The sequence below is a fragment of the Parvibaculum sp. genome (assembly GCF_019635935.1).
In the GTDB taxonomy this organism is placed as follows: domain Bacteria; phylum Pseudomonadota; class Alphaproteobacteria; order Parvibaculales; family Parvibaculaceae; genus Parvibaculum.
Window position 1 is genome coordinate 2,598,706 of the sequence record NZ_JAHBYN010000001.1, and the last position, 21,031, is coordinate 2,619,736.

The 21,031-nt window shown below is 66.6% G+C and carries 24 protein-coding genes and 1 tRNA gene; 18 read left to right on the forward strand and 7 right to left on the reverse strand.

What is annotated here, in order from left to right; genetic code table 11:
* The first annotated feature begins 12 nt into the window (after nucleotides 1–12).
* The 3 genes from KF719_RS12835 to KF719_RS12845 are packed head-to-tail and all read left to right on the forward strand — an operon-like array spanning nucleotide 13 to nucleotide 2,644.
* Complete coding sequence (locus KF719_RS12835) at nucleotides 13–879, forward strand: ABC transporter substrate-binding protein (RefSeq protein ID WP_293509099.1); 867 nt, start codon at nucleotides 13–15, stop codon at nucleotides 877–879.
* Nucleotides 876–1,877 carry an iron ABC transporter permease gene (locus KF719_RS12840; RefSeq protein ID WP_293509100.1) on the forward strand — a complete coding sequence of 334 codons (1,002 nt, stop codon included), beginning with the start codon at nucleotides 876–878 and terminating at the stop codon, nucleotides 1,875–1,877. The genes KF719_RS12835 and KF719_RS12840 overlap by 4 nt, the downstream gene beginning before the upstream one ends.
* Nucleotides 1,877–2,644, forward strand: coding sequence for an ABC transporter ATP-binding protein (locus tag KF719_RS12845; protein WP_293509101.1), 768 nt, complete (start codon nucleotides 1,877–1,879; stop codon nucleotides 2,642–2,644). Before KF719_RS12840 ends, KF719_RS12845 begins: the two co-directional genes overlap by 1 nt.
* On the opposite strand, the gene KF719_RS12850 is transcribed toward KF719_RS12845, so the two are convergent.
* Nucleotides 2,645–3,769, reverse strand: coding sequence for a diiron oxygenase (locus KF719_RS12850; RefSeq protein WP_293509102.1), 1,125 nt, complete (start codon nucleotides 3,767–3,769; stop codon nucleotides 2,645–2,647). It abuts the gene before it with no gap.
* 174 nt (nucleotides 3,770–3,943) lie between these two features.
* On the opposite strand from KF719_RS12850, the gene KF719_RS12855 reads away from it, so the two are divergent.
* Nucleotides 3,944–5,389, forward strand: a complete 1,446-nt coding sequence (locus KF719_RS12855) for a deoxyribodipyrimidine photo-lyase (protein WP_293509103.1) — start codon at nucleotides 3,944–3,946, stop codon at nucleotides 5,387–5,389.
* Here KF719_RS12855 and KF719_RS12860 read toward each other — a convergent pair.
* From KF719_RS12860 to KF719_RS12870, 3 genes are all read right to left on the reverse strand, one after another.
* The gene (locus KF719_RS12860; RefSeq protein WP_293509104.1) at nucleotides 5,373–6,164 is read right to left on the reverse strand and encodes an SDR family NAD(P)-dependent oxidoreductase; all 792 of its coding nucleotides are present in this window, start codon (nucleotides 6,162–6,164) and stop codon (nucleotides 5,373–5,375) included. The genes KF719_RS12855 and KF719_RS12860 overlap by 17 nt on opposite strands.
* The gene (locus KF719_RS12865; protein ID WP_293509105.1) at nucleotides 6,161–6,895 is read right to left on the reverse strand and encodes a DUF6134 family protein; all 735 of its coding nucleotides are present in this window, start codon (nucleotides 6,893–6,895) and stop codon (nucleotides 6,161–6,163) included. The genes KF719_RS12860 and KF719_RS12865 overlap by 4 nt, the downstream gene beginning before the upstream one ends.
* Before the next feature lie 66 nt (nucleotides 6,896–6,961).
* Nucleotides 6,962–7,732 carry an RNA methyltransferase gene (locus tag KF719_RS12870; RefSeq protein ID WP_293509106.1) on the reverse strand — a complete coding sequence of 257 codons (771 nt, stop codon included), beginning with the start codon at nucleotides 7,730–7,732 and terminating at the stop codon, nucleotides 6,962–6,964.
* A gap of 92 nt (nucleotides 7,733–7,824) precedes the next feature.
* On the opposite strand from KF719_RS12870, the gene KF719_RS12875 reads away from it, so the two are divergent.
* Both KF719_RS12875 and KF719_RS12880 read left to right on the forward strand, forming a co-directional pair.
* Nucleotides 7,825–8,511 (forward strand): lysoplasmalogenase, encoded by a 687-nt coding sequence (locus tag KF719_RS12875; protein WP_293509107.1) that lies wholly within the window; start codon nucleotides 7,825–7,827, stop codon nucleotides 8,509–8,511.
* A gap of 4 nt (nucleotides 8,512–8,515) precedes the next feature.
* Nucleotides 8,516–9,670: a serine hydrolase domain-containing protein gene (locus KF719_RS12880; protein ID WP_293509108.1), complete on the forward strand. Its 1,155-nt coding sequence runs from the start codon at nucleotides 8,516–8,518 to the stop codon at nucleotides 9,668–9,670.
* A gap of 13 nt (nucleotides 9,671–9,683) precedes the next feature.
* On the opposite strand, the gene KF719_RS12885 is transcribed toward KF719_RS12880, so the two are convergent.
* Both KF719_RS12885 and KF719_RS12890 read right to left on the reverse strand, forming a co-directional pair.
* Nucleotides 9,684–10,172, reverse strand: a complete 489-nt coding sequence (locus KF719_RS12885; RefSeq protein ID WP_293509109.1) for a thermonuclease family protein — start codon at nucleotides 10,170–10,172, stop codon at nucleotides 9,684–9,686.
* A gap of 143 nt (nucleotides 10,173–10,315) precedes the next feature.
* Nucleotides 10,316–10,390 (reverse strand) — tRNA-Thr (locus tag KF719_RS12890).
* A gap of 249 nt (nucleotides 10,391–10,639) precedes the next feature.
* Here KF719_RS12890 and KF719_RS12895 point away from each other — a divergent pair.
* The 10 genes from KF719_RS12895 (at nucleotide 10,640) to KF719_RS12935 (ending at nucleotide 17,523) form a co-directional block, all read left to right on the forward strand.
* A complete protein-coding gene (locus tag KF719_RS12895; RefSeq protein ID WP_293509110.1) occupies nucleotides 10,640–11,140 on the forward strand; it encodes a hypothetical protein in 501 nt (166 codons plus the stop codon).
* A 121-nt stretch (nucleotides 11,141–11,261) separates the two neighbouring features.
* Entirely contained in the window at nucleotides 11,262–12,533 is a 1,272-nt protein-coding gene (gene murA / locus KF719_RS12900) for a UDP-N-acetylglucosamine 1-carboxyvinyltransferase (protein WP_293509111.1), read from the forward strand.
* A 4-nt stretch (nucleotides 12,534–12,537) separates the two neighbouring features.
* Nucleotides 12,538–12,972, forward strand: a complete 435-nt coding sequence (locus KF719_RS12905; protein ID WP_293509112.1) for a DUF2948 family protein — start codon at nucleotides 12,538–12,540, stop codon at nucleotides 12,970–12,972.
* 4 nt (nucleotides 12,973–12,976) lie between these two features.
* Nucleotides 12,977–14,272, forward strand: coding sequence for a histidinol dehydrogenase (gene hisD, locus KF719_RS12910; protein ID WP_293509113.1), 1,296 nt, complete (start codon nucleotides 12,977–12,979; stop codon nucleotides 14,270–14,272).
* Between the two features lie 56 nt (nucleotides 14,273–14,328).
* Nucleotides 14,329–14,868, forward strand: a complete 540-nt coding sequence (locus KF719_RS12915; RefSeq protein ID WP_293509114.1) for a UPF0262 family protein — start codon at nucleotides 14,329–14,331, stop codon at nucleotides 14,866–14,868.
* A gap of 8 nt (nucleotides 14,869–14,876) precedes the next feature.
* On the forward strand, nucleotides 14,877–15,341 hold the full coding sequence (locus KF719_RS12920; RefSeq protein WP_293509115.1) for a low molecular weight phosphatase family protein: 465 nt from the start codon (nucleotides 14,877–14,879) through the stop codon (nucleotides 15,339–15,341).
* A 97-nt stretch (nucleotides 15,342–15,438) separates the two neighbouring features.
* Nucleotides 15,439–16,164 carry an SIMPL domain-containing protein gene (locus KF719_RS12925; RefSeq protein ID WP_293509116.1) on the forward strand — a complete coding sequence of 242 codons (726 nt, stop codon included), beginning with the start codon at nucleotides 15,439–15,441 and terminating at the stop codon, nucleotides 16,162–16,164.
* Between the two features lie 50 nt (nucleotides 16,165–16,214).
* Nucleotides 16,215–16,574 (forward strand): winged helix-turn-helix domain-containing protein, encoded by a 360-nt coding sequence (locus KF719_RS18145; protein WP_363318018.1) that lies wholly within the window; start codon nucleotides 16,215–16,217, stop codon nucleotides 16,572–16,574.
* A 149-nt stretch (nucleotides 16,575–16,723) separates the two neighbouring features.
* Nucleotides 16,724–16,942 (forward strand): translation initiation factor IF-1, encoded by a 219-nt coding sequence (gene infA / locus KF719_RS12930; RefSeq protein WP_293509117.1) that lies wholly within the window; start codon nucleotides 16,724–16,726, stop codon nucleotides 16,940–16,942.
* The gene (locus KF719_RS12935) at nucleotides 16,939–17,523 is read left to right on the forward strand and encodes a Maf family nucleotide pyrophosphatase (RefSeq protein ID WP_293509118.1); all 585 of its coding nucleotides are present in this window, start codon (nucleotides 16,939–16,941) and stop codon (nucleotides 17,521–17,523) included. The genes infA and KF719_RS12935 overlap by 4 nt, the downstream gene beginning before the upstream one ends.
* Nucleotides 17,524–17,589: 66 nt before the next feature.
* Here the strand turns inward: KF719_RS12935 and KF719_RS12940 are convergent, their stop codons facing one another.
* Entirely contained in the window at nucleotides 17,590–18,432 is an 843-nt protein-coding gene (locus KF719_RS12940; RefSeq protein WP_293509119.1) for a class I SAM-dependent methyltransferase, read from the reverse strand.
* A gap of 174 nt (nucleotides 18,433–18,606) precedes the next feature.
* On the opposite strand from KF719_RS12940, the gene KF719_RS12945 reads away from it, so the two are divergent.
* On the forward strand, nucleotides 18,607–19,308 hold the full coding sequence (locus KF719_RS12945; RefSeq protein ID WP_293509120.1) for a helix-turn-helix domain-containing protein: 702 nt from the start codon (nucleotides 18,607–18,609) through the stop codon (nucleotides 19,306–19,308).
* 190 nt (nucleotides 19,309–19,498) lie between these two features.
* Nucleotides 19,499–21,019 (forward strand): Rne/Rng family ribonuclease, encoded by a 1,521-nt coding sequence (locus tag KF719_RS12950; protein ID WP_293509121.1) that lies wholly within the window; start codon nucleotides 19,499–19,501, stop codon nucleotides 21,017–21,019.
* Nucleotides 21,020–21,031: the final 12 nt, after the last annotated feature.

The following is a 21,031-nucleotide window of genomic DNA, read 5'->3' on the forward strand; positions in this document are numbered from 1 at the left end:
CGGAGCGCGGCGATGCGGAGAATTCTCGGTCTGACGTTGGTGCTGTCCTGTCTGCTGGCGGGCGCCGTTGCGCGCGCCGCCGAGGAACCGCGACCGGCGCCCAAGCGTGTTGTCTCGATCAATCTCTGTTCCGACATTCTCGCCGCAGACCTCGCTGCGCCCGGCACGCTGAAATCGGTTTTCCGCCTCGGCCGCGACCCGCATGATTCCGCCGTCGCGCATCTGCTGCAGGATGTGCCGTCAAACGACGGCCGCATCGAGGACATTCTGCATTTCGCGCCCGATCTGGTGCTGGCGCATCGCTACACCTCGCCCTTCACGCTCGACCTGCTGCGCCGCATCGGCGTACCGGTCGTCACGGTGAAGGATGCCCGCAGCTTCGCCGACATCCGCGACAACATCGAAACGGTGGCCTCCGCCCTTGGCCGTGAGGCGGAGGGCAGGGCGCTGATCGCCCGCTTCGATGCCGAGATGGACGCCGCGCGCCGCGACGGCCCGCGCGCGCCCACCGCCATTCTCTATCAGGATCTCGGTGGTGCAGTGACGCCCGGCAGCATTCTCGGCCGCATCCTCGCGCATACCGGTTTCCGCAATGTGATCGGCAATGAAAATCCATTCGGCCTCGTCTATCCGGGCATCGAGGATGTGATCGCGATGCGGCCCGAACTGGTCGCCATCGGCATCTACCGCCCCGGCCAGCCCTCGCAGGCAAGCGCGCTGTTGCAGCACCCCGCCCTCCGTCTTTACCGCACCCGCTACGCGCATGAGGTCGATCTACCGGCGCGCGACTGGAACTGCAGCACCCGCTACGTCACCGCCATCGCCGCCCGCCTCGCCGCGACCTATGACGGGATGTTGACGCGGGAACCCGTGCGATGACCCGCTCCCTCAACGCGTGGCTCGTCAACATCTCGCTGGCCGCGCTCACCCTCGCGCTGCTTGCGGCTTCCGTCTATGCCGGCCGCGGCGGCGAACTCCTGGCCGAAAAATTCCGCACCATGGCGGCAATCGACCGCGAACTTGCCTGGCTTGTGCTGACCGAAGTGCGCTTGCCGCGCGCGCTGCTTGGGCTGCTGGTCGGCGCGACGCTCGGCCTCACGGGCGCCGGGCTGCAAGGCCTGTTGCGCAATCCGCTGGCCGAACCCGGATTGATCGGCGCCTCCAGCGGCGCGGCGCTCGGCGCGGTGCTGGTCTTCTATTTCGGCATCGCCGCGGGCTCCGCCATGCTGGTGCCGCTCGGCGGCATCGCCGGGGCGCTGGCGGCGCTGGCGACGCTTTATCTGCTGGCCGGCCGCAACCCCTCCATCGTCACCATCATCCTCGCCGGCGTCGCGATCTCCGCCTTTTGCGGCGCGCTGACATCGCTGGCGCTCAACCTGTCGCCGAGCCCCTATGCGGCGCTCGAAATCGTCTTCTGGATGCTGGGCTCGCTGACAGACCGCAGCATGGCGCAGGTCTGGTTCGTGCTGCCCTTCATGCTCGTCGGCTGGCTGCTCGTCCTCTCCACTGCCCGCGCGCTCGACGCGCTGTCGCTGGGTGAAGATACCGCCGCGACGCTCGGCTTCGCGCGCCGCTCGGTCACGCTGCGCGCGATTGCCGGCACCGGGCTTGCGGTCGGCGCCGCCGTCTCCGTCACCGGCGTCATCGGTTTCGTTGGCCTCGTCGTGCCGCATCTGATGCGTTCGCTGGTCGGTCCCCGTCCGGCGTCATTGTTGTTGCCGAGCGCGCTTGCCGGCGCGGCGCTGGTTCTCGCCGCCGACCTGCTGGTGCGCCTGCCGACCGGCGGCCCGGAGCCGAAGCTCGGCGTCGTCACGGCCTTGATCGGCGCGCCGTTCTTTCTCTGGCTGATCCTGAAAACGCGAAGGGAGCACCCGTGATGCATCTTTCGCTTGCTCACATTCATGCCTCGCTCGGCGGCACGCGCGTCATCCGCGACGTTTCGCTGGAGGCGCGCGACAGCGCCTTCATCGGCCTCATCGGTCCCAACGGCGCCGGCAAGACGACGCTGGTGCGCGCCATTGCGGCGCTGATCCCGCATGAGGGAACGATCGAACTCGACGGGCAGGTTGTCGCCGCAATGGAGCCGCGCGCCCGCGCCCGCGCCATCGCCTATCTGGCGCAAGGAGCGGGCAGCCACTGGCCGCTCGAAGTCTCGCGCCTCGTCGCGCTCGGCCGCCTGCCGCATCTGGCGCCCTTCCGTGCACCCGCGCCGGAAGACGAAGCGGCCATCGCACGCGCCATGGATCTCGCCGATGTCGGGAATTTTCGCGGCCGCGACGTGCTGACGCTGTCGGGCGGCGAGCGCGCCCGCGTGCTGCTCGCCCGCGCGCTGGCCGTCGAGGCGCCGCTCCTGCTGGTCGACGAACCTGTCGCCTCGCTCGATCCCTATCACCAGCTCGGCATCATGGAAGTGCTGCGCACTTACGCGAGCGCCGGCCGCACGGTGATCGCCGTGCTGCACGACCTCTCGCTCGCCGCGCGCTATTGCGACCGGCTGGTGCTGCTCGATGAAGGTGTGGTGAAAGCCGACGGGCGCCCGGAGGATGTCCTGACGCCCGAAAATCTCAAAGCGGTTTACCGCATCCGTGCCATCATCGGCGGCGAGGGTGAGCGTTTCGTGATGCCGCTCGCCCGTACCGAGTGATCACTCCGCCGCGCTCGCCGCGCGCCCGGCGCCGGAAAAATTGATCCGCTTCAGATATTCGATGCCGTCCTCGGCAATCGCATCGCCCACCATTTCGTCGCCCTCGCGGCGAAGCTCGTCCATGTCGACATAGGTCGCATAAAAGGCCTTGGTGCGGTCGGTGATGATGCCGGCTTTCAGAAGCGTCTTGATCAGCACCCGGAAAATGTTCGTCTGGTTCGACATCGCCTTGCGCCGCTTGTCGTCGGTGCGGCTTTTCACGACCTCATGCAGCACCTCCTCCCAGTCGAGGTTGAACTGCGCATAGATCACTTTCTTCTGTTCCGGGTTGGCGAGGTTGAACAGGAGCGTCTGGAAACATTCCGCCGCCCAGTCCTCGATCGTGTTGCGCTCGGCTTCCGTCAGGTGCGGCACGGTGCGGTCGGCCCAGATCTTGCCGAACTTGTGGTGGAAAGCCTCGTCCGTCATCACAAGCTGGCAAAGATGCCTGAGCACCGGATCGTTGGAATAGGAATAGAGCGAGGCGAAGGCGCCCATCGCGAGGCCCTCGACCAGCATCTGCATGCCGACGATCTTCTTGTAGACCTCCGGCGCGTTGACCATCTCGGTCAGGAGATTGCCGAGCGTCGGTCCCACCGGCAGCGGCGAGCCCCAGCGCGCCTGGATGTATTTCGAAAAGCCGGTCACATGCCGCGCCTCTTCGCGCGTCTGGTTGGCGGCATATTCCTGCGCGCCGGGATCCTTCAGGATGTGGCAGAGGCTCGCCGACAGCGCCAGCGCGCCCGCCTCGCCATGCAGGATCGACGACAGCATCCAGCGCGCGCTTTCGTTCGACAGCGCGATCTTCTGTTCGTCTGAAAGCCGGTCGGCGATCGGCGTCTGTAGTTCGAGCACGAACTCCATCGGCACGACCGTCTGCGTCTTCATGTCGAAGGGTGCCGAGAAGTCGATATATTTCGTGTCGAGCGGATCCCAGAAATGGTCGTGGGTCGCCGAAATGATCTTGTCGAAGGCGGTGGAGCGCTGGCCGTAGCGCTCGACTTCCATCATCGCCGGAAAGTCGTCGGGCGCGACGGCGTTATAGGCGCTGTCCTTGGTGATGTCGGTCGAAACGCGTGTCGTCATGGCGCGGGCCTCCTCAAGGTGCCGCCGGCTTCCTCCCGAAAGACCGGTTCGTTACAGACAATACCGTAAATAGGCGCGAAAGGGGAATGATCCAGATGGACCATGGCTGACGCTGATCCGCCGCCGCCTGCCCGCCGTATCTATATGTAATCCCTTCTGTTTTGGCTTTTGTCCATGGTCACTCCGAAATCCGGCCCCAAGCCCGCCATCGTCTGGTTCCGTCGCGATCTGCGGCTGGCCGACAATCCGGCGCTGGCCGCTGCCGCGCGGAGCGGGGCGGTCGTGCCGGTCTTCATCCTCGACCCGGCGGACATGCCGGGCGGCGCTTCGGCCTGGTGGCTCCACGGCAGTCTGGCGGCGCTTGCGGCCGATCTCGCCCGTCTCGGTGCGCCGCTGGTCCTGCGCCGCGGCGACCCGGCGCGCCTGATCCCCGCCATCGCGCGCGAGGCGGGCGCCCGCGCCGTCTTCTGGAACCGCCTCTACGACCCCGCCATCATCGCCCGCGACAAGGCGTTGAAGGCCTCGCTCGCCGCCGATGATTTCGAGGTCGAAAGCTTCGCCGCATCGCTGCTCGCTGAGCCCTGGGAAGTCCGCACCGGCGGCGGTACGCCCTTCAAGGTCTTCACGCCGTTCTGGCGCGCATTGTCGGCCCGCGCGCCCTTGCCTGCGCCGCTGCCCGCGCCGAAGCGGCTGACGGGCCTCGCCGGTATCGCCTCCGAAAATCTCGACACATGGAACCTGCGCCCTGCGCGGCCCGATTGGGCAGGCGGCCTGCGCGCCGCATGGACCCCCGGCGAAAAATCGGCGGCCAAGCGGCTGGCCGCATTTCTCGACGGTACGGTTCGCGCTTACGGCGCGGCGCGCAACATCCCCGCCATCGACGCCACCTCGCGCCTCTCGCCGCATCTCCATTGGGGCGAAATCTCGCCGCGCCAGATCGGGTCATCCGCCGAAGCCGCCGCCATCGCACATCCCGAGGCCGCGTCCGGCGTTGCCGCCTTCCTGCGCGAGCTCGGCTGGCGCGACTTCGCCCATCATCTGACTTTCCATTGGCCGGAGATCACCACCGAGAACTGGAAGAGCGAATTCGACGCCTTCCCCTGGGCCGGTGACGAAGCCGCCTTCCGCCGCTGGACGCGCGGCGAAACCGGCTACCCGATCGTCGATGCCGGCATGCGCGAGCTCTGGACGACCGGCTTCATGCACAATCGCGTCCGCATGATCGCCGCTTCCTTTCTCGTCAAGCATCTGCTGGTCGACTGGCGGCGCGGTGCGGCGTGGTTCGAGGACACGCTGGTCGATGCCGACCTCGCGGTCAATCGCACGAGCTGGCAATGGGTCGCGGGATCGGGCGCCGATGCCGCGCCTTATTTCCGCATCTTCAATCCGGTGCTGCAGGGTGAGAAATTCGATCCCGAAGGCGCCTATGTTCGCGCGCATCTGCCGGAACTTGCGGCGCTCGACGCGCGCTACATCCACAAGCCTTGGGCTGCGCCGTCCGAAGCATTGGCGAAGGCAGGTATTGCGCTTGGCAGCAACTATCCGCATCCAATGGTCGATCACGCGAAGGCCCGTGCCCGCGCGCTTGCCGCCTACGCGGAAATCAGGCAGTCCGGTTGATCGCCTGCCTTGATTTTTCCTTCGGCACGGTCAGCCGCGTCAGCGCCAGCGACAGCCGGTAGGGCAGCATCTGCAACAGCCGCAGCAGCAGCGAGAAGCGCCGCGGAAATGTAATCTCGAAGCGGCTGGAATGCAGCCCGCGATAAAAAGCCTCCGCCGCGTCCGCCGTTTCCATCAGAAACGGCATCGGAAATTCGTTCTTGTCGGTCAGCGGCGTTCGGACGAAACCCGGATTGACGATCTGCACCGCGATGCCGTGCCGCGCGAGGTCGGGCCGCAGCGCTTCGGCCATGTTGATCAGCGCCGCCTTGCTCGCGCCATAGACCGCCGATGTGGGCAGCCCGAAATAGCCGGCAAGCGAGGCGACCATCGCAATCCGCCCTGTCCCGCGCCGCATCATGCCGGGCAGCACCGCTTCGAGCGAATTGACCGTGCCCATGAAGTTGAGTTCGAAAAGCGGCCGCGCCTTCGCCGCTGTCAGCTCGGCGCCCATCAGCGCTTGGTAGGTCCCGGCGCAGAACACCGCGATGCCGATCGGACCCAGCGTTTCCTCGATCCGCGTCACCGCCGCTTTCAGGCTTGCCGCGTCGGTCGTGTCGGCGGCAACCGGCACGACCAGACCGTCCGCCTCGCGCGCCAGCGCTTCGAGTTCGCCGGCCCGCCGCGCCGTCGCCGCCACGCGATAGCCCGCCTTCGCCATTCTCAGCGCCAGCGCCCGGCCGATGCCGGAGCTCGCACCGGTGATCCACACCACGTCCTTGATCGTTCCGTTCATCGCGCCGCGACCTTCTGCACCAGCGCCCGGTCGAGCCGCTCGACCGTGTAGTCGACCTCCTCGCCCCGCGCCATGAAAGCGACGTTCAGCCATTCGTTCTCAAGCGAATAGAGCAGGCGAAGTTTCAAATCGCCCGTCATCTCGTATTCCCGCGCCGTCACCGCCGTGCCGCCAAGCGCAACCTCGCGCGTCGCCACCGGCGTCACCGTCACATCGACGATCCGGCCGCGTTGCGTGTCGAGAAGCTGTGTCTGCGTCAATGTCTCGGGGTTCCAGTAGCTGGTGGGGATGATGCCGGCCGGCGCGGTGAAGCTGCCATGGGCCGAACTTGTGACGGCGAGCCCGTCGTCGCTCGCCCGCGCGCTCACCGTGTATTTGCGCCCGTCATCGTTTGTTTCCGTATCGAGCGACACGAGCTTTCCGTCCCGCCACACTTCGCGGTTGCGGTGTTCGTAGCGGAACAGCGTCAGCGGACCGAAGGTCACGGCGAGTTTGATCTCGATGTCGACGATCAGCGCATCGTCCGCCTGCGTAAAGGAAAGGCTGTGCGTGCCGATGGGCGATCCCCCGCGCTCGACGCGGAACGCCAGCGCGGGGGCCTGTGCCGGATCGGGGGAAGATGCCGGCAACGCCGCGCCCGCGCCGAGCCCGGGGGCAAGCAACAACAATGTGAGAGCCGCAACTTTCAGGACAGGCAATGTCACAACCGAGGGGCCTTTCGAGGGTGTCACGCCGGTTCCGTTCCGGCTCTCACCCCTTTGCTACGGCCCTCGGTCCTGCCCGGATCACCCTTGGGATCACGCTTTGCGCATCGCCGCGAAATGCGCCTGCATCGCCAGGCTCGCCGCCACCGTCGCATTGAGCGATTCGACCGCCCCCGTGGTCGGGATCGACAGCCGCCGCGCCTCCAGCCCCGCCGGCAGGCCAAGCCCTTCCTCGCCCAGCACCAGTCTGATGTCGCGGGGCCATTTATAGTCCTCGATGGCCTCGCCCCCGCCGTCCAGCGCCGCCAGCGCCCCCTTTGCGTCGTTGAGCGCGTTCCAGCCCGGGCCTTTGAGGAACTGCAGCTCGAATTGTGCATTGGCGGCGGCGCGCAATGCCTTCGGATGAAACGGATGCGCGGCCGCCTCCATCAGCACCACCCGTTTGGCGCCGAAGGCGGCGGCGCTGCGCAGCACGGCGCCGAGATTGGCGGGGTCCCCGAGCGCGCAGACGAGTTCGAGCCCCTTCGGCGGCTTTGAAAAATCGGCCGCCGCCATCGCCGGCACCCGCCCCACCAGCAGCGGAAATCCGGTGCCGTTGACGTCCAGCGTCTCGAACAGCGCCCGCGACAGCACGAAGCGCTCGAGTGCCGTCGGCGGTTTCAGCGCCGCGATGTCCTTGTCGTGCAGCGCCAGCACGGCGCTGAACGGTGCGGCGTGCCGCTTCAGCGCTTCGGGAACCGTCTTGCGACCGGCCAGCAGAAAAGCGCCATGCTTCTTGATGCCGCGCGTCTCGCCAAGCGCCATCCACAGCTTGGCGCGCGCATTCTGCGGGCTTTCGATGAGGCGCGAGCCGCCGCCGGTCATATTTGGTCCTTGTGAAGAAGCGCGAGCATCGCCGATCATGGGCGAACGAGGGAAACGCCGATCATAGGCGGATAAAAAGCGGGGGACAAAAAATGTTCGAAGCGGCATTGATGCGGGGCGACGGGCTCGACGGCCTGCGGGTTCTTCTGGTGGCGTTGTCGCTCGCGGCCTCTATCGGCTATCTCGCCGTCGAAAGCCGCCCACCATCGTCTCTCCGCACCGGCCTCAAGACGGCCGCCATCGGTCTTTGGGTGCCGTTGCCGCTTCTGGCGCTGCCCGATGCTGCGGCGCTGCCGCTGGCGCTTCTGGCTTTCGCCTTCTTCCTTTCGAGCGCCGGCGATTTCTTTCTGGCGTTGAAGGGCGACGCGCGCAATTTCACCCGCGGCCTTCTCGCCTTCCTCGCCGCCCATCTTTTCTATCTGGCGATCATGGTGCCGCTGGCAAGCCGGCCCGAAGGTCTCGTCGCCAACGCCGCCTCGCTCGTCACTGGCGCCGGTGCGCTGGCGCTCTATTTCTGGTTGCGGCCGAACCTCGGAAAGAACCAGCTTCCCGTCGGCGTCTATCTGGTCACGATCCTGTTCATGGCGCTGGCCGCGCTCGCCATTCCGGCCGCCCAGCCCTGGCTCGGTCTCGGCGCGGTGCTCTTCGTGATTTCCGACGGCGTCATCGCCGCCGACAAGTTCGGCCGCCCCATTCCCTTTCGCGGGCCGATTGTCTGGACGACATATTATGGCGGACAGGCCTTGATGGCGCTGAGCCTCATGGCGCTGCTCCGGTAATCCGTTGACGGACGAAATCCCCATCGGCGGCATTTGCGACCCGCGCTTCGCACCCGTCCGCGAGGCCTTCATCGGCAATTTCCGCGAACGCGGCGAGCCGGGCGGCGCCGTCGCCTTGATGGTCGATGGCCGCCTCGTTTGCGACCTCTGGGGCGGCTTCCGCGATGCCGCGCGGGAAAGCCCCTGGGCGCGCGAAACGCTGGTCAATTTCTTTTCGGTCGGCAAGGCCTTCACGGCGCTTGTCGCATTGCGCCTCGTCGAGCGCGGACTTCTCGATCTCGATGCCCCGGCCGCAACACGCTGGCCGGAATTCGCCGCGGCCGGCAAGGAGCGCGTGACGCTCCGCCACATCCTTTCCCATCAGGCCGGCCTCCCGGCGATCCGCGAGGACCTCCCCGACGGCGCGATGTTCGATTGGCCGCGCATGACGGCGGCGCTCGCCGCCCAAAAGCCCTGGTGGGAGCCCGGCGCCGCACATGGCTATCACGTCAACACTTTCGGCTATCTCGCGGGCGAGCTGGTGCGCCGCGCGAGTGGCCGCACGCTCGGCCATATCCTGCGCGACGAAGTGGCGGGCCCGCTCGGCGCCGATGTTTACATCGGTCTTCCGCAGACGGAGCATTCCCGCTGCGCCGAGTTTCTCTGGCCCTCCATCCTGCCCGAGCGCCCGCCGGGCGAACTGCCCGACGACGCGCTGATGAAATGGAACACCTACTGGAACCCGCCCGGCATTTCGGGCGCCGGCTGGGTCAACAGTCCCGAATGGCGCATGGCCGAAATCCCCTCCACCAATGGCCACGGCACGGCGCGCGGCGTCGCCCGCATCTATGCGGCGCTCGCCAATGGCGGCGCGATCGACGGCATCGAAATCCTCTCATCCGCCATGCTCGCCGAAGCGACGACCGAACAATCCTTCGGCCCCGACCGCATCCTCGACCGCGAGTCGCGCTTCGCCCTCGGCTTCCAGCTGCCCCAGGCCGAACGCCGTCTCGGTCCCAACGATGCCGCCTTCGGCCATTTCGGCGCCGGCGGCTCATTGGGCTTCTGCGACCCCGCCGCCCGCGTCGCCTTCGCCTATGTCACCAACGACATGGGCCCCCGCTGGCAAAACCCGCGCAACAAGGCGCTGCTCGCGGCGATCTATGAGAGTGTGGGGTAGGGGCGAGCGCCGCTCAGCACCAGCCGTCGCGCTGACCGCCCCAATAGGCGCGGGCATATCCCGATCCGATCATCAGCGAAGCTGCATCGGTTCCGTCGATATAAAGCCGTGCCAGTGTCCGGCCATAGCGGTCGGTGCCGTCGCGTTCGATGCGAATGTCCCGCGCCCGGTCGATGGACCGCCGCAGAAAATCGCGCGCCCGTTCGGCCTCGCGTGCTTCGCGTGCGCATCGGGAATGGCGTCCGAGTTCCGGCGTGTCGAAGCCGAGAAGGCGAATGCGCTCGTCGCCGATGCGGATTGTATCGCCGTCATGGACACTGATGGGCAGGGCAGCGGGGCGGGGAGCTCTGGCGGGCGCATTGAAATCGGCCGGCGTGCTGACTTCCGCCGGAGCGCGAACTTCGGCAGGCGTCTGAAGAATGGAAACCGCCGTGAAGGCGACGCCGCAAGCCAGCACCGTGAAAAGCAATTGACGGCGGACCTTGCGAAAGGCGGATAGCAAAGGCCACACCGGCCCCCGCGCACTGCCCGCCCATCTGTCTGACAACATCGTCGTTGGTCCCGCTGGCTTGACCTTCGACGACGCTATCGGCCCGGCCTGAATCGGGGCTTAAGCGAATAGATTCAATTCGATGAATTGGAAAATGGTGCTGTGAGAGAGGATTGAACTCTCGACCTCTCCCTTACCAAGGGAGTGCTCTACCACTGAGCTACCACAGCGTCCGGGGTTCGGATCGCGCCGCGCCTGGGCGGGCGCGGGAACCGGCCTGAAGTCTCGCCCCGAATGGTAAAAGAGGGATGAGGGGCCGCCCGAAAACGCGCGGAAAGTGCCACAGGGTCCCCCCTCATGCAAGCCGCGCGCGTGGCGGACCGAACCCGTGTTGACGGCGCCGCTTCAAGCCCCCTAAATCCCTGTTGCGGTTTCCTGTCCGCCCCGGCCCCGTCCCAAGCCAAGCGAGAGCGTCCGCCATGAAAAAGCCCCCGACCAGCCATTTCAATCCGCATCAGCCCGGTGGCAAGGGCACCGACCGCGCCGCCCAGGCGCTTGAGGCCCGCGCCCGTCAGGCCCGTCTCGCCGAGGCCTTGCGGGAGAACCTGAAGAAGCGCAAGGCGCAGAGCAAGGCCCGCAAGCCGGGCGCCGCCGAGGCGCCGGCGGTGGCCGAAGCGCCGAAACCCGCCGCCCCGAGCCCCGCCGCCGCGCCGGCCGCAAAACCGGAGCCCAAACCCGCGCCGAAGCCCGTAGCCAAAGCGGAGCCGAAGAAGCCCGAACCGAAAAAGCCCGAGCCGAAAAAAGCTGAGCCGAAAAAGCCCGTGCCCAAGGCGGCGTCAAAACCCGCGGCCAAAGGCAAGAGTGCGGCGAAACCGGCCGCCAAATCCGCCGCCAAGGCCAAGCCCGCGGCAAAGAGCAAGCCAGAGCCCAAGGGCAAGCCCGCGCCCAAGGCCAAATCAAAGGCCAAAAAGTCGAAATAAGCCGTGAAATCGTCCGAAAAGCGCCGCGAAGGCGCATCATAAGCGGCAGAGGCGCCCCTTGCGTGACACTCGGGGCCCCTTTCCTCTATAACGCGCCAAACCCGGATCGGACGCTTATCCCATGGACACTATTCACATTCGCGGCGGCCGCCGCCTCAAGGGCGCGATCCCGGTCAGCGGCGCCAAGAACGCCGCCCTGCCGCTGATGACGGCCGCGCTTCTGACCGACGAACCGCTCCGCCTGTCCAACATGCCGCGCCTGACCGATGTGAAGACACTCGGCAAATTGCTCGCCCATCTCGGCGCGGAACTTTCCGTCGAGCCCGGCGAGCATGCCGACACGACGACCATCCGCGCCGCCGACATCAAATCGACCACCGCGCCCTACGAAATCGTCTCGCAGATCCGCGCCAGCTTCTGGGTGCTCGGGCCGCTGCTTGCCCGCTGCCATCAGGCGCGCGTCTCGCTACCCGGCGGCTGCGCCATCGGCGCGCGCCCCGTCGATCTCTACATCAAGGGCCTGCAAAAGATGGGCGCCGAGATCGATTTGGTCGAAGGCTACGTCGTCGCGTCCGCGCCCGGCGGTCTCAAGGGTGCCATCGTCCGCTCGCCGGTCGTCTCGGTCGGCGCCACGCACACGCTGCTGATGGCCGCGACGCTTGCCGAAGGCGAGACCGTGCTCGAAAACGCCGCCCGCGAACCCGAGATCGGCGATGTCGCGCGCTGCCTCGTCGCGATGGGCGCGAAGATTTCCGGCATCGGCACCTCGACCTTGCGCATCGAAGGCGTCGAGAAACTGCACGGCGCCACCCACAGCGTCATCGCCGACCGCATCGAGGCCGGCACCTATGCGATCGCCGCCGCCATGACCGGCGGCGAGGTAACGCTCGAAGGCGTCGACCCTGAAACCTTCGATGCCGCGCTCTCCGTTTTGCGCGCCGCCGGCGCCGGCGTCGACACCGAGCAGGGCGCGGTCCGCATCTTCCGCAATGGCGAGCGGTTACAGGCAACCGATGTCGTGACCCAGGTCTTCCCCGGCTTCCCGACCGACCTGCAGGCGCAGTTCATGGCGCTGATGACGACGGCCGACGGCGAATCCGAAATCACCGAAACGATTTTCGAAAACCGCTTCATGCATGTGCAGGAGCTGGCCCGCTTCGGCGCCGACATTTCGCTGCATGGCGACAAGGCGCTGGTGCGCGGCGTGCCGAAGCTGAAAGGCGCCCCCGTCATGGCGTCGGACCTGCGCGCCTCGGCCGCGCTGATCATTGCCGGTCTCGCCGCCGAAGGCGAAACCGTTATCAACCGCGTCTATCACCTCGATCGCGGCTTCGAGCGCATCGAGGCGAAGCTCGGCGCCTGCGGCGCCGAAATCTGGCGCGAGAAGGCTTGAGGCGATGAGCGACCTGCGTCTCCAGGCCGAGGATGCCGACGACCTCGCGGTCGTCTCCGCCGCCTTGCAGGACGCGGTGACCAAGGTCGCCGACCTCGCCTTTCTTCCCTCCACGCGCCGCTTCGCGATGGTGGTCAACCGCTTCCGCTGGGAAGACGCGAAGAACCGCCGCGAAGGCGGCGCCCGCGCCCGCGCCGGCCTGCATTTCGAGCATGTGCGCTCCGCGCAGGCCCGCAACATCGCGCAGGACCGTCCGGGCGGCGTGCTGAACCTGCTGGCCGTGCGCTTCGAGGAACTGAACCCGCCATCGGGCATCGTGACGCTGGTTTTTTCCGGCGGCGCCGAATTGCGCCTTGAGGTCGACGCGCTGGAGGTCCATCTCTCCGATCTCGGCCTGATCTGGGAAACCCCCAACGTGCCCGAACACAAGCTGGACTGAGCGCATGCCGATCCGCCTCGACACCGCCGACGCAAACTTCGAAACCGCCTTCGCCGCGCTCCTCGCCGGCAAGCGCGAAGCGTCGGTCGACGTCGCCGATGTGGTGACGAAAATTCTCGCCGATGTCCGCACGCGCGGCGACGCGGCGCTTGTCGAATACACGCAGCGTTTCGACCGCTTGAGCGATCTCACGCCCGCGACGCTGGCGATCCCGCAATCCGAAATCGACCGCGCTCACGACATCTGCGACGCAAAAACGCTGAACGCCTTGAAACTCGCCGCCGCCCGCATCCGCGCCTATCACGCGCGCCAGATGCCGTCCGGCGAGCGCTTCACCGATGCGCAAGGCGTCGAGCTCGGCCACCGCTGGACGCCGGTTGCCGCCGTCGGCCTTTACGTGCCGGGCGGCACCGCCAACTATCCAAGCTCCGTGCTGATGAACGCGATCCCGGCGAAGGTCGCGGGCGTCGCGCGCCTCGTCATGGTCGTGCCGACGCCGGACGGCATCGTCAATCCGCTGGTGCTGGCGGCGGCAAAGATCGCCGGCGTCGATGAGGTCTACCGTGTCGGCGGCGCACAGGCCGTTGCCGCGCTCGCCTTCGGCACCGCCACCATCGCCCCCGTCGACAAGATCGTCGGCCCCGGCAATGCCTGGGTCGCCGAAGCCAAACGCCAGGTCTTCGGCACCGTCGGCATCGACATGATCGCCGGCCCCTCGGAAATTCTCGTGCTGGCCGATGGGCAGAACGACCCGGAATGGATCGCCGCCGATCTCCTGTCGCAGGCCGAACACGACGAAAGCGCCCAGTCAATCCTGATCACCGACGATGCGGCCTTCGCCACAAGCGTCGAGGAAGCCGTCGCCCGCCAGTTGCAGGCGCTGCCGCGCGAAACCACCGCCACGAAAAGCTGGGCCGATTTCGGCGCCGTCATCACGGTCGCGCGCCTCGCCGACGCCGCGCCGCTCATCGACCGTCTCGCACCCGAACATCTCGAAATCGCGGTCGACGATCCCGAGCCGCTCGCCGCCGCCGTCTCCAATGCCGGCGCGATCTTTTTGGGCCGCCACACGCCGGAAGCCATCGGCGACTATGTGGCGGGGTCGAACCACGTGCTGCCCACCGCGCGCTCGGCCCGCTTCTCCTCCGGTCTCAATGTGCTCGACTTCATGAAGCGCACCTCGATCGTCCGCTGCGACGCCGATGCGCTGCGCGCCATCGGCCCCGCCGCCGTCGCACTTGCCGAGGCCGAAGGCCTCGACGCCCATGCCCGCTCGGTCTCGATCCGCCTTAATCTCTGACGCGCCCCGCGCTCGCCGCTCGCTTCCCCGCGCCAAATCGGCGTAAAGTACGCCGCATGGCCGATCAGAGTGAAAGCGGGGGAAGGGAAGCGGGTGCCGCGCCATCGGGCGCGGCGTTCCGCATTGTCGACCTCGTCCTCGACGAACACACGGTCGTGCGCCGCAGCCCCGATGTCGAGCATGAGCGCAAGGTCGCGATCTTCGATCTGCTGGAGGAGAACAGCTTCGCGCCCGTCGGCAGCGACGGCGGCCCCTACATCCTCCACCTCGCCATCGAGGATAATCGCCTCGTCTTCGACATCCGACTCGCGCCGGTCCTGAGCGGCGGCGAGCCCGATCCGCATGGCAAGGTCCTGCTCTCGCTGACGCCGTTCCGCCGCATCGTGAAGGACTACTTCATGATCTGCGAAAGCTACTACGACGCGATCAAGACGGCCGCCCCCGCCCAGATCGAGGCGATCGACATGGGCCGCCGCGGTCTTCACAACGAAGGCTCGGAACTTCTGAAAGAGCGTCTCGCCGGCAAGATCGACATGGATTTCGACACCGCGCGCCGTCTCTTCACATTGATCTGTGTTCTTCACATCAAGGGATGACGCGCGCCTTGTCCGCCGACCGTAAATCGCTACCCGCCTCGGTGCTCTTCGCCTGCAACCTGAATTCGATCCGCTCGACCATGGCCGAGGCGATCCTGAAGAAGCTCCACGGCAACCGCATCTTCGTGGATTCGGCCGGCGTCCGCCCCGCCGAAGAGCCGGATCCCTTCACCGCCGAAGTGCTGCGCGAGGACGGCATGGTTCCGCCCGCCGGCGCCCCCAAAGGTTTCGACGATCTGGAGGAAACGAGCTTCGACCTCATCGTCGCTTTGACGCCCGAGGCCCGCGACAAGGCCGAGGATCTGACGCGCACCTCCGCCACCGATGTCGAATTCTGGGCGATCGACGACCCGCTGGCATCCCCCACCGGCGGCAACCGCGACCGCCGCCTCGCCGCCTATCGCGAGTTGCGAAACAAGCTTCGCCGCCTGATCGAAACCCGCTTCCCCCGCGCCGAAAAAGCGGCGGGATAGCTGTACGCGCCGCCGCGCGCCGGGGACAAGTCGCCCTCTTTCCGTCGCAATCCCTGTGCTATAGTCCGGTCAACAACACCTTCCGGGGGAGCCGCCCATGAATCCCGTCGCCGCCATCGTTTCCGCCGTCATCCTTGCGCTTGGCCTTGCGCTGGGCGGCTGGTTCGGCGGGCAGGGCCTCGTCCAGTCGCGCCTCGGCGACCGTTCGGTTTCGGTCAAGGGCCTTTCCGAACGCGAAGTGAAGGCGGACCTCGCGCTGTGGGGCCTGCGCTTCGTCGCAACCGGCAACGACCTCCGCGAAACGCAGGCCGAGATCAGGCGCAACGCCGACAGCGTGACCCGCTTCCTGAAGTCGCACGGCTTCGACGAAGGCGACATCGAGCGTCAGGCGCCGCAAGTGACGGACCGGCTGGCGCAGAGCTGGGGCAGCGGCCAGATCGAAAGCCGCTTCATCATCGCCCAGCAGATCGTGCTGCGCTCGACCGATGTCGACCGCGTGGTGACGGCCAACAGCGAGAGCAGCGTACTGGTCGATGCGGGCGTCGTCCTCTCCAACGAATACGGCCCCGTCCGCCCCTCCTATCTCTTCACCGGCATCGCCGCGCTGAAACCTGAAATGCTGGAAGAGGCGACGAAGCGCGCCCGCGAGGCGGCCGAAACCTTCGCCGCCGATTCGGGCTCCCGCCTCGGCGGCATCCGCCGCGCCTGGCAGGGCCAGTTCGACATCCAGCCCCGCGACGCCACCCCCGGCGCCCAGGAAGCCGAGCAGGTGATGAAGACCGTCCGCGTCGTCTCGACCATCGACTTCCTGCTGGTCGACTGATCGACGCAATACGACTGGAGCTCCCGCCCTTAAGTTGCGATGGAGGGACGATGAGAAATAATAAGTTGCTCGCCTCAGTCGACTTACCCAGTCAATCTGAGGTTCAAGATCGCCTTTTGCATACTTTGGGAATGTCAGATCGGCCCATGAGACCGTCTGAGATCTACGGATTGCTGGCGGACCAATTTGGGTTAAGCGCCGTGCAACGTGCCGCGCGTCGGCGGGATCGAGATGAACCAGCGTGGAACAATCGTGTCCAATTTGCGCGAAGGCGACTGGTTGATTCAGGTGACATCGACAATTCCCACCGCGGCATCTGGGTATTGACCCCGCAAGGGAGGGCTACGGAATTGCGCAAGCGTCGAACTCGCGAAGCCGCCTATGAATTGGCGGATCAGCTTGGCCTTTGACGACCAAATCCAGTCGCTGGCTCATTTCTTAAAAATTATATCGAAGAATCAACGCTTTGCGGCTCCCGGCGGCGCGATTCCGCGCCGTCGCCACTTGATTTCCGCGCGCTTTCTGACCATTCTCCCGCCAAATCTCCAAAGGATGCTGAATGTCGAAGGAAGAACTGCTCGAGTTTCCGGGCACCGTCACGGAACTGCTGCCCAACGCGACGTTTCGGGTCAAGCTCGAGAACGAACACGAGATCATCGCCCACACGGCCGGCAAGATGCGCAAGAACCGCATCCGCGTGCTGGCGGGCGACAAGGTGCTCGTCGAGATGACGCCCTACGATCTGACCAAGGGCCGGATCACCTACCGGTTCAAGTGACCGCGCCCCGCCTCGTTCTGGCCAGCGCCTCGCCCCGCCGCCGCGATCTTCTGGCGCGCATCGGCATCGAACCCGACCTCATCGTCCCCGCCGAAATCGACGAAGCGCCCTTGAAGGGCGAGTTGCCGCGCGCCCATGGCGAGCGCCTCGCGCGCGAAAAAGCCGAAGCCGTTGCGCGCCTGCATCCGGGCGCCCTGGTGCTCGCCGCCGACACGGTGGTCGCCTGCGGCCGCCGCATTCTCCCGAAAGCCGAAACCGAAGCGGAAGCCCGCGCCTGTCTGGCGCTGCTTTCGGGCCGCGCCCACCGCGTCTGGACGGCAATCCATCTGAAGGGGCCGCACGGCGAAAGCGCCCGCGCCGTCGAAACCCGCGTCGCCTTCAAGCGTCTCTCGCAAGTTGAAATCGACGGCTACATCGCTTGCGGCGAATGGCAGGGCAAGGCCGGCGGCTACGCGATCCAGGGCCGCGCCGCCATCTTCGTCCGCACCCTGACCGGTTCCCACTCCGCCGTCGTCGGTCTGCCGCTCCACGAAACCGCAAACCTCCTCGCCGGCGCCGGCTACCCGCTCTGGAAGCGCTGACGGGCGGCACACCTCGCAGCACAAGAAGTGTCGCCCCGGCGCTGATCGCCGGGGCACTGTCTTGTCCTATCGCCGCGTCACGACGATTTCGAGATATTCGCTCGGCACGATCATCGTCGCGTCGCCGGAGCGGTTGAACTTTTCGGCAAGCGCCGTCAGATCGTCGGCAAGTGCGGCCTGCGCCGCCGGTTCGAGCGCCGCAAAGGCTTTCAGCACCGGCCCGTACCACGATTTGAAGACGTCGAGCCAATGCGCGGCCGAGCGATAACGGAAGATGAAATGGCGCGCCTCGATGTCGATGGCGGAAGCCTGCGATGCGAACATCGCCTCGATCTGCGCCCGCGTGCCCCACAGCGCCGGCGATTTCGCGCCGGCGGGCGGCGGCAGGTGCTTGCCGATGGTCTTGAAAAGCTGGCCGATAAAGCCTTCCGGCGTCCAGTTGGCAAGGCCGATCTTGCCGCCTGAGCGGCAGACGCGGATCATTTCGGCCGCTGACTTGTCGTGATCGGGCGCGAACATCACGCCGAATGTCGAAACGACCGAATCGAAGCTCGCATCGCCGAAGGGCAGCGCTTCCGCATCCGCCTCCTGAAAATTCATCGGCAGCCGCTCGGCCGCCGCGCGCTCGCGACCGCGTTCCAGTAGCGCCGGCACATAATCGGTCGAAACGACATCGCACCAGCGCCGTGCCGCGGCGAGCGACACATTGCCGTTGCCGGCAGCGACGTCGAGAACCTTCTGGCCGGGGCGGATGTCGAGCGCTTCGCAGAGGTCTTCGCCGACGATCTGCAGCGTCGTGCCGACCACGGAATAATCGCCGGACGACCAGGCGCCCTGCTGGCGCGCTTTCAGCGCCGCAAGGTCGGGCTTTTCGGCGTCCGGGCGCTTGAGGAGAGTATTGAGGCTCATGGGAGGGTCTCTTTCGGTGAGGGTTTTGGGCGCATTTCCGCCCGTCGCGCCGCCAGTCTTGGCCGCGGCGGGCGCATCTTTCGCGCGTTCCGGCCGCCGGAAATAGTCCATTGAATGTACTATTCGCGCGCGCCCGCATTTCCTAAGCTCCCGGAAATTTCAGGAGGACGCACCATGCGCAGCTACGGTCAGTTCTGTCCTGTCGCCAAGGCGGCGGAGCTCTTTTGCGAGCGCTGGACGGCGCTCATCATCCGCGATCTGACCTTTGGCGCGACGCGCTTTTCCCAGTTGCGGCGCGGCGTGCCGCTGGCCTCGCCCACGCTTCTGTCGCGCCGCCTGAAGCAGCTCGAAGCCGAAGGGATCGTCGAGCGCCGCCGTTCCGAAACCGGACGAAGCTGGACCTATCACCTGACCCCGGCCGGCGAGGAATTCGCCCCCATCGTCGAGGCGCTCGGCGTCTGGGGTCAGAAATGGACGCGCCGCGAACTGGCGAAACACGAAGCCGACGTGACGCTGCTGCTCTGGGGCCTCGAAACCCATGTGACGGCCAGCGCCTTCGGCGCCCGGCGCTGCGTCGTGCAACTGACCTTCACCGACATGCCGCGTGCGCGCCGCGACTGGTGGTTCGTCAACGAGGACGGCCGCGCCGAAATGTGCTTCGAGGAGCCGGGCTTCGATGTCGATCTCTATCTGACCTCGACATTGCGCGACATGATCTACATCTATCGCGGCGATCTGCCGCTCGCCCGCGCGCTGGCCGAAAAGCGCCTCGAAGCCCACGGCCCCGCCTGGGCCCGCCGCGCGCTCCCCCGCTGGCTCGCCCCCGACGCAATCGCCCTGGTGAAATCGCAGCGCGCCGACGCGAAGGCGGCGTGAGCGACGGCCGCTCGTTATTGTGGGCGGGCGCGGAGTGAAGCTCCACATCGGCCACACTTCAACAAAATCAGGCACTTTCCCCGTCTGGCCTCATTGCGCGCAACAATGCTAGGATCGGTTCCACAGAAACGAGGGTGAAATTGGGGGCGTCGGCCGTGCGGGGGTGCGGCCGGTGCAAATCGGGAATTTGATGTCCGAAGAAGTCTTGATCAATGTCGGCCCCGGCGAAACGCGCGTCGCGGTCATCGAAGACGGTCGGCCCGTCGAGCTCTTTCTGGAGCGCACGATGGAAGACGACCTGAAGGCGAAGACCGGCCGCGCCGGCCATTCGCTAATCGGCAACATCTTTCTCGGCCGCGTCCAGCGCGTGCTGCCCGGCATGCAGGCGGCTTTCGTCGATGTCGGCCTCGAACGCGCCGGCTTCCTCGGCGCCCGCGAGGCGCGTTGCCTCTGCGAGCTGACCGGGCTCGACGAGGGCGTGCTGCCGCCGATCAGCGCCTGCGTGCAGGAAGGCCAGGCGATCCTCGTTCAGGCCGTCAAGGATCCGATCAGCGACAAGGGCGCGCGGCTTTCGGCCAACGTCACCATTCCGGGCCGCCTGCTGGTGCTGGTCCCCAACCAGTCCGGCGTCGCGCTGTCGCGCCGCATCGAGGACGAGGCCGAACGCGAGCGGCTGACGGCGCTGGTCGAGGAAATGGTCGAGCGCTTCAACCCGATGGGCGTCACCGGCGAACCGGCGGGCTTCATCGTCCGCACCGCCGCCATCGGCGCGACGACGGAAGACATCGCGGCCGATGCGCGCCAGCTCGCCGAGGAGTGGCGCAAAGTGCGCGAAACCGAAAAGCGTTCCACGGCGCCCTGCGTCGTCTTCCACGATCTCGACCCCGTCTCGAAGACGTTGCGCGATTGCGTCAGCGCCGACACATCGCGCGTGCTGATCGACGATGCCGATGCCTTCGGCGAGGCGCAGCGCTATTGCCGCCGCGCCATGCCCGAAATGATCGACCGCGTGCAACTGTTCAATGGGCCGGGCTCTCTGTTCTCGTTATATGACGTGGACGGAGAAATCGAGGCCGCGCTCGAGCCGCGCGCCGAGCTGCCGTCGGGCGGCTGGATCACCGTTGAGACGACCGAGGCGCTCACCGCCATTGACGTCAATTCGGGCCGCTACACGGCGGCGACCGGCCTTGAGGAAACCAGCGTCAAGATCAACCTCGAAGCGGTCGATGAAATCGTCTACCAGCTCCGCCTGCGCGGCACCGGCGGCATCGTCGTCATCGACTTCATCCATCTGAACGACCCGGCAAACATCCAGAAGGTTCTCGACGCGCTCAATGAGGGCTTCGCGAAGGATCGCGTGCCGACGCAGATTTCCGGCATGTCGGAATTCGGCCTTGTCGAAATGACGCGCAAGCGCGTCCGCGAACCGCTCGACAAATTATTGACCGAGCCGGCCTATGCCTGCGGCCGCCCGCGCCGCAAGACCTGCGCGACGGTCGCCAACGATCTTCTCCGCCGCATCGCGCATGTCGCGCAGGTGACGCCCGGCCGTCCTCTTGTCGCGCGCGCCGCCGCCGAAGTCGTCGACTGGCTCGAGCGCGGCAATCCCTACCTCATCGATCGGCTCCGCCGGAAGGTTGCGGTCGAGGTCAGCCTGGTCGGCGAGGGATCTTTTCCGCGCGAGCGGATCGACGTTGCGACAGTGCAGTGACAGATTTTTGAC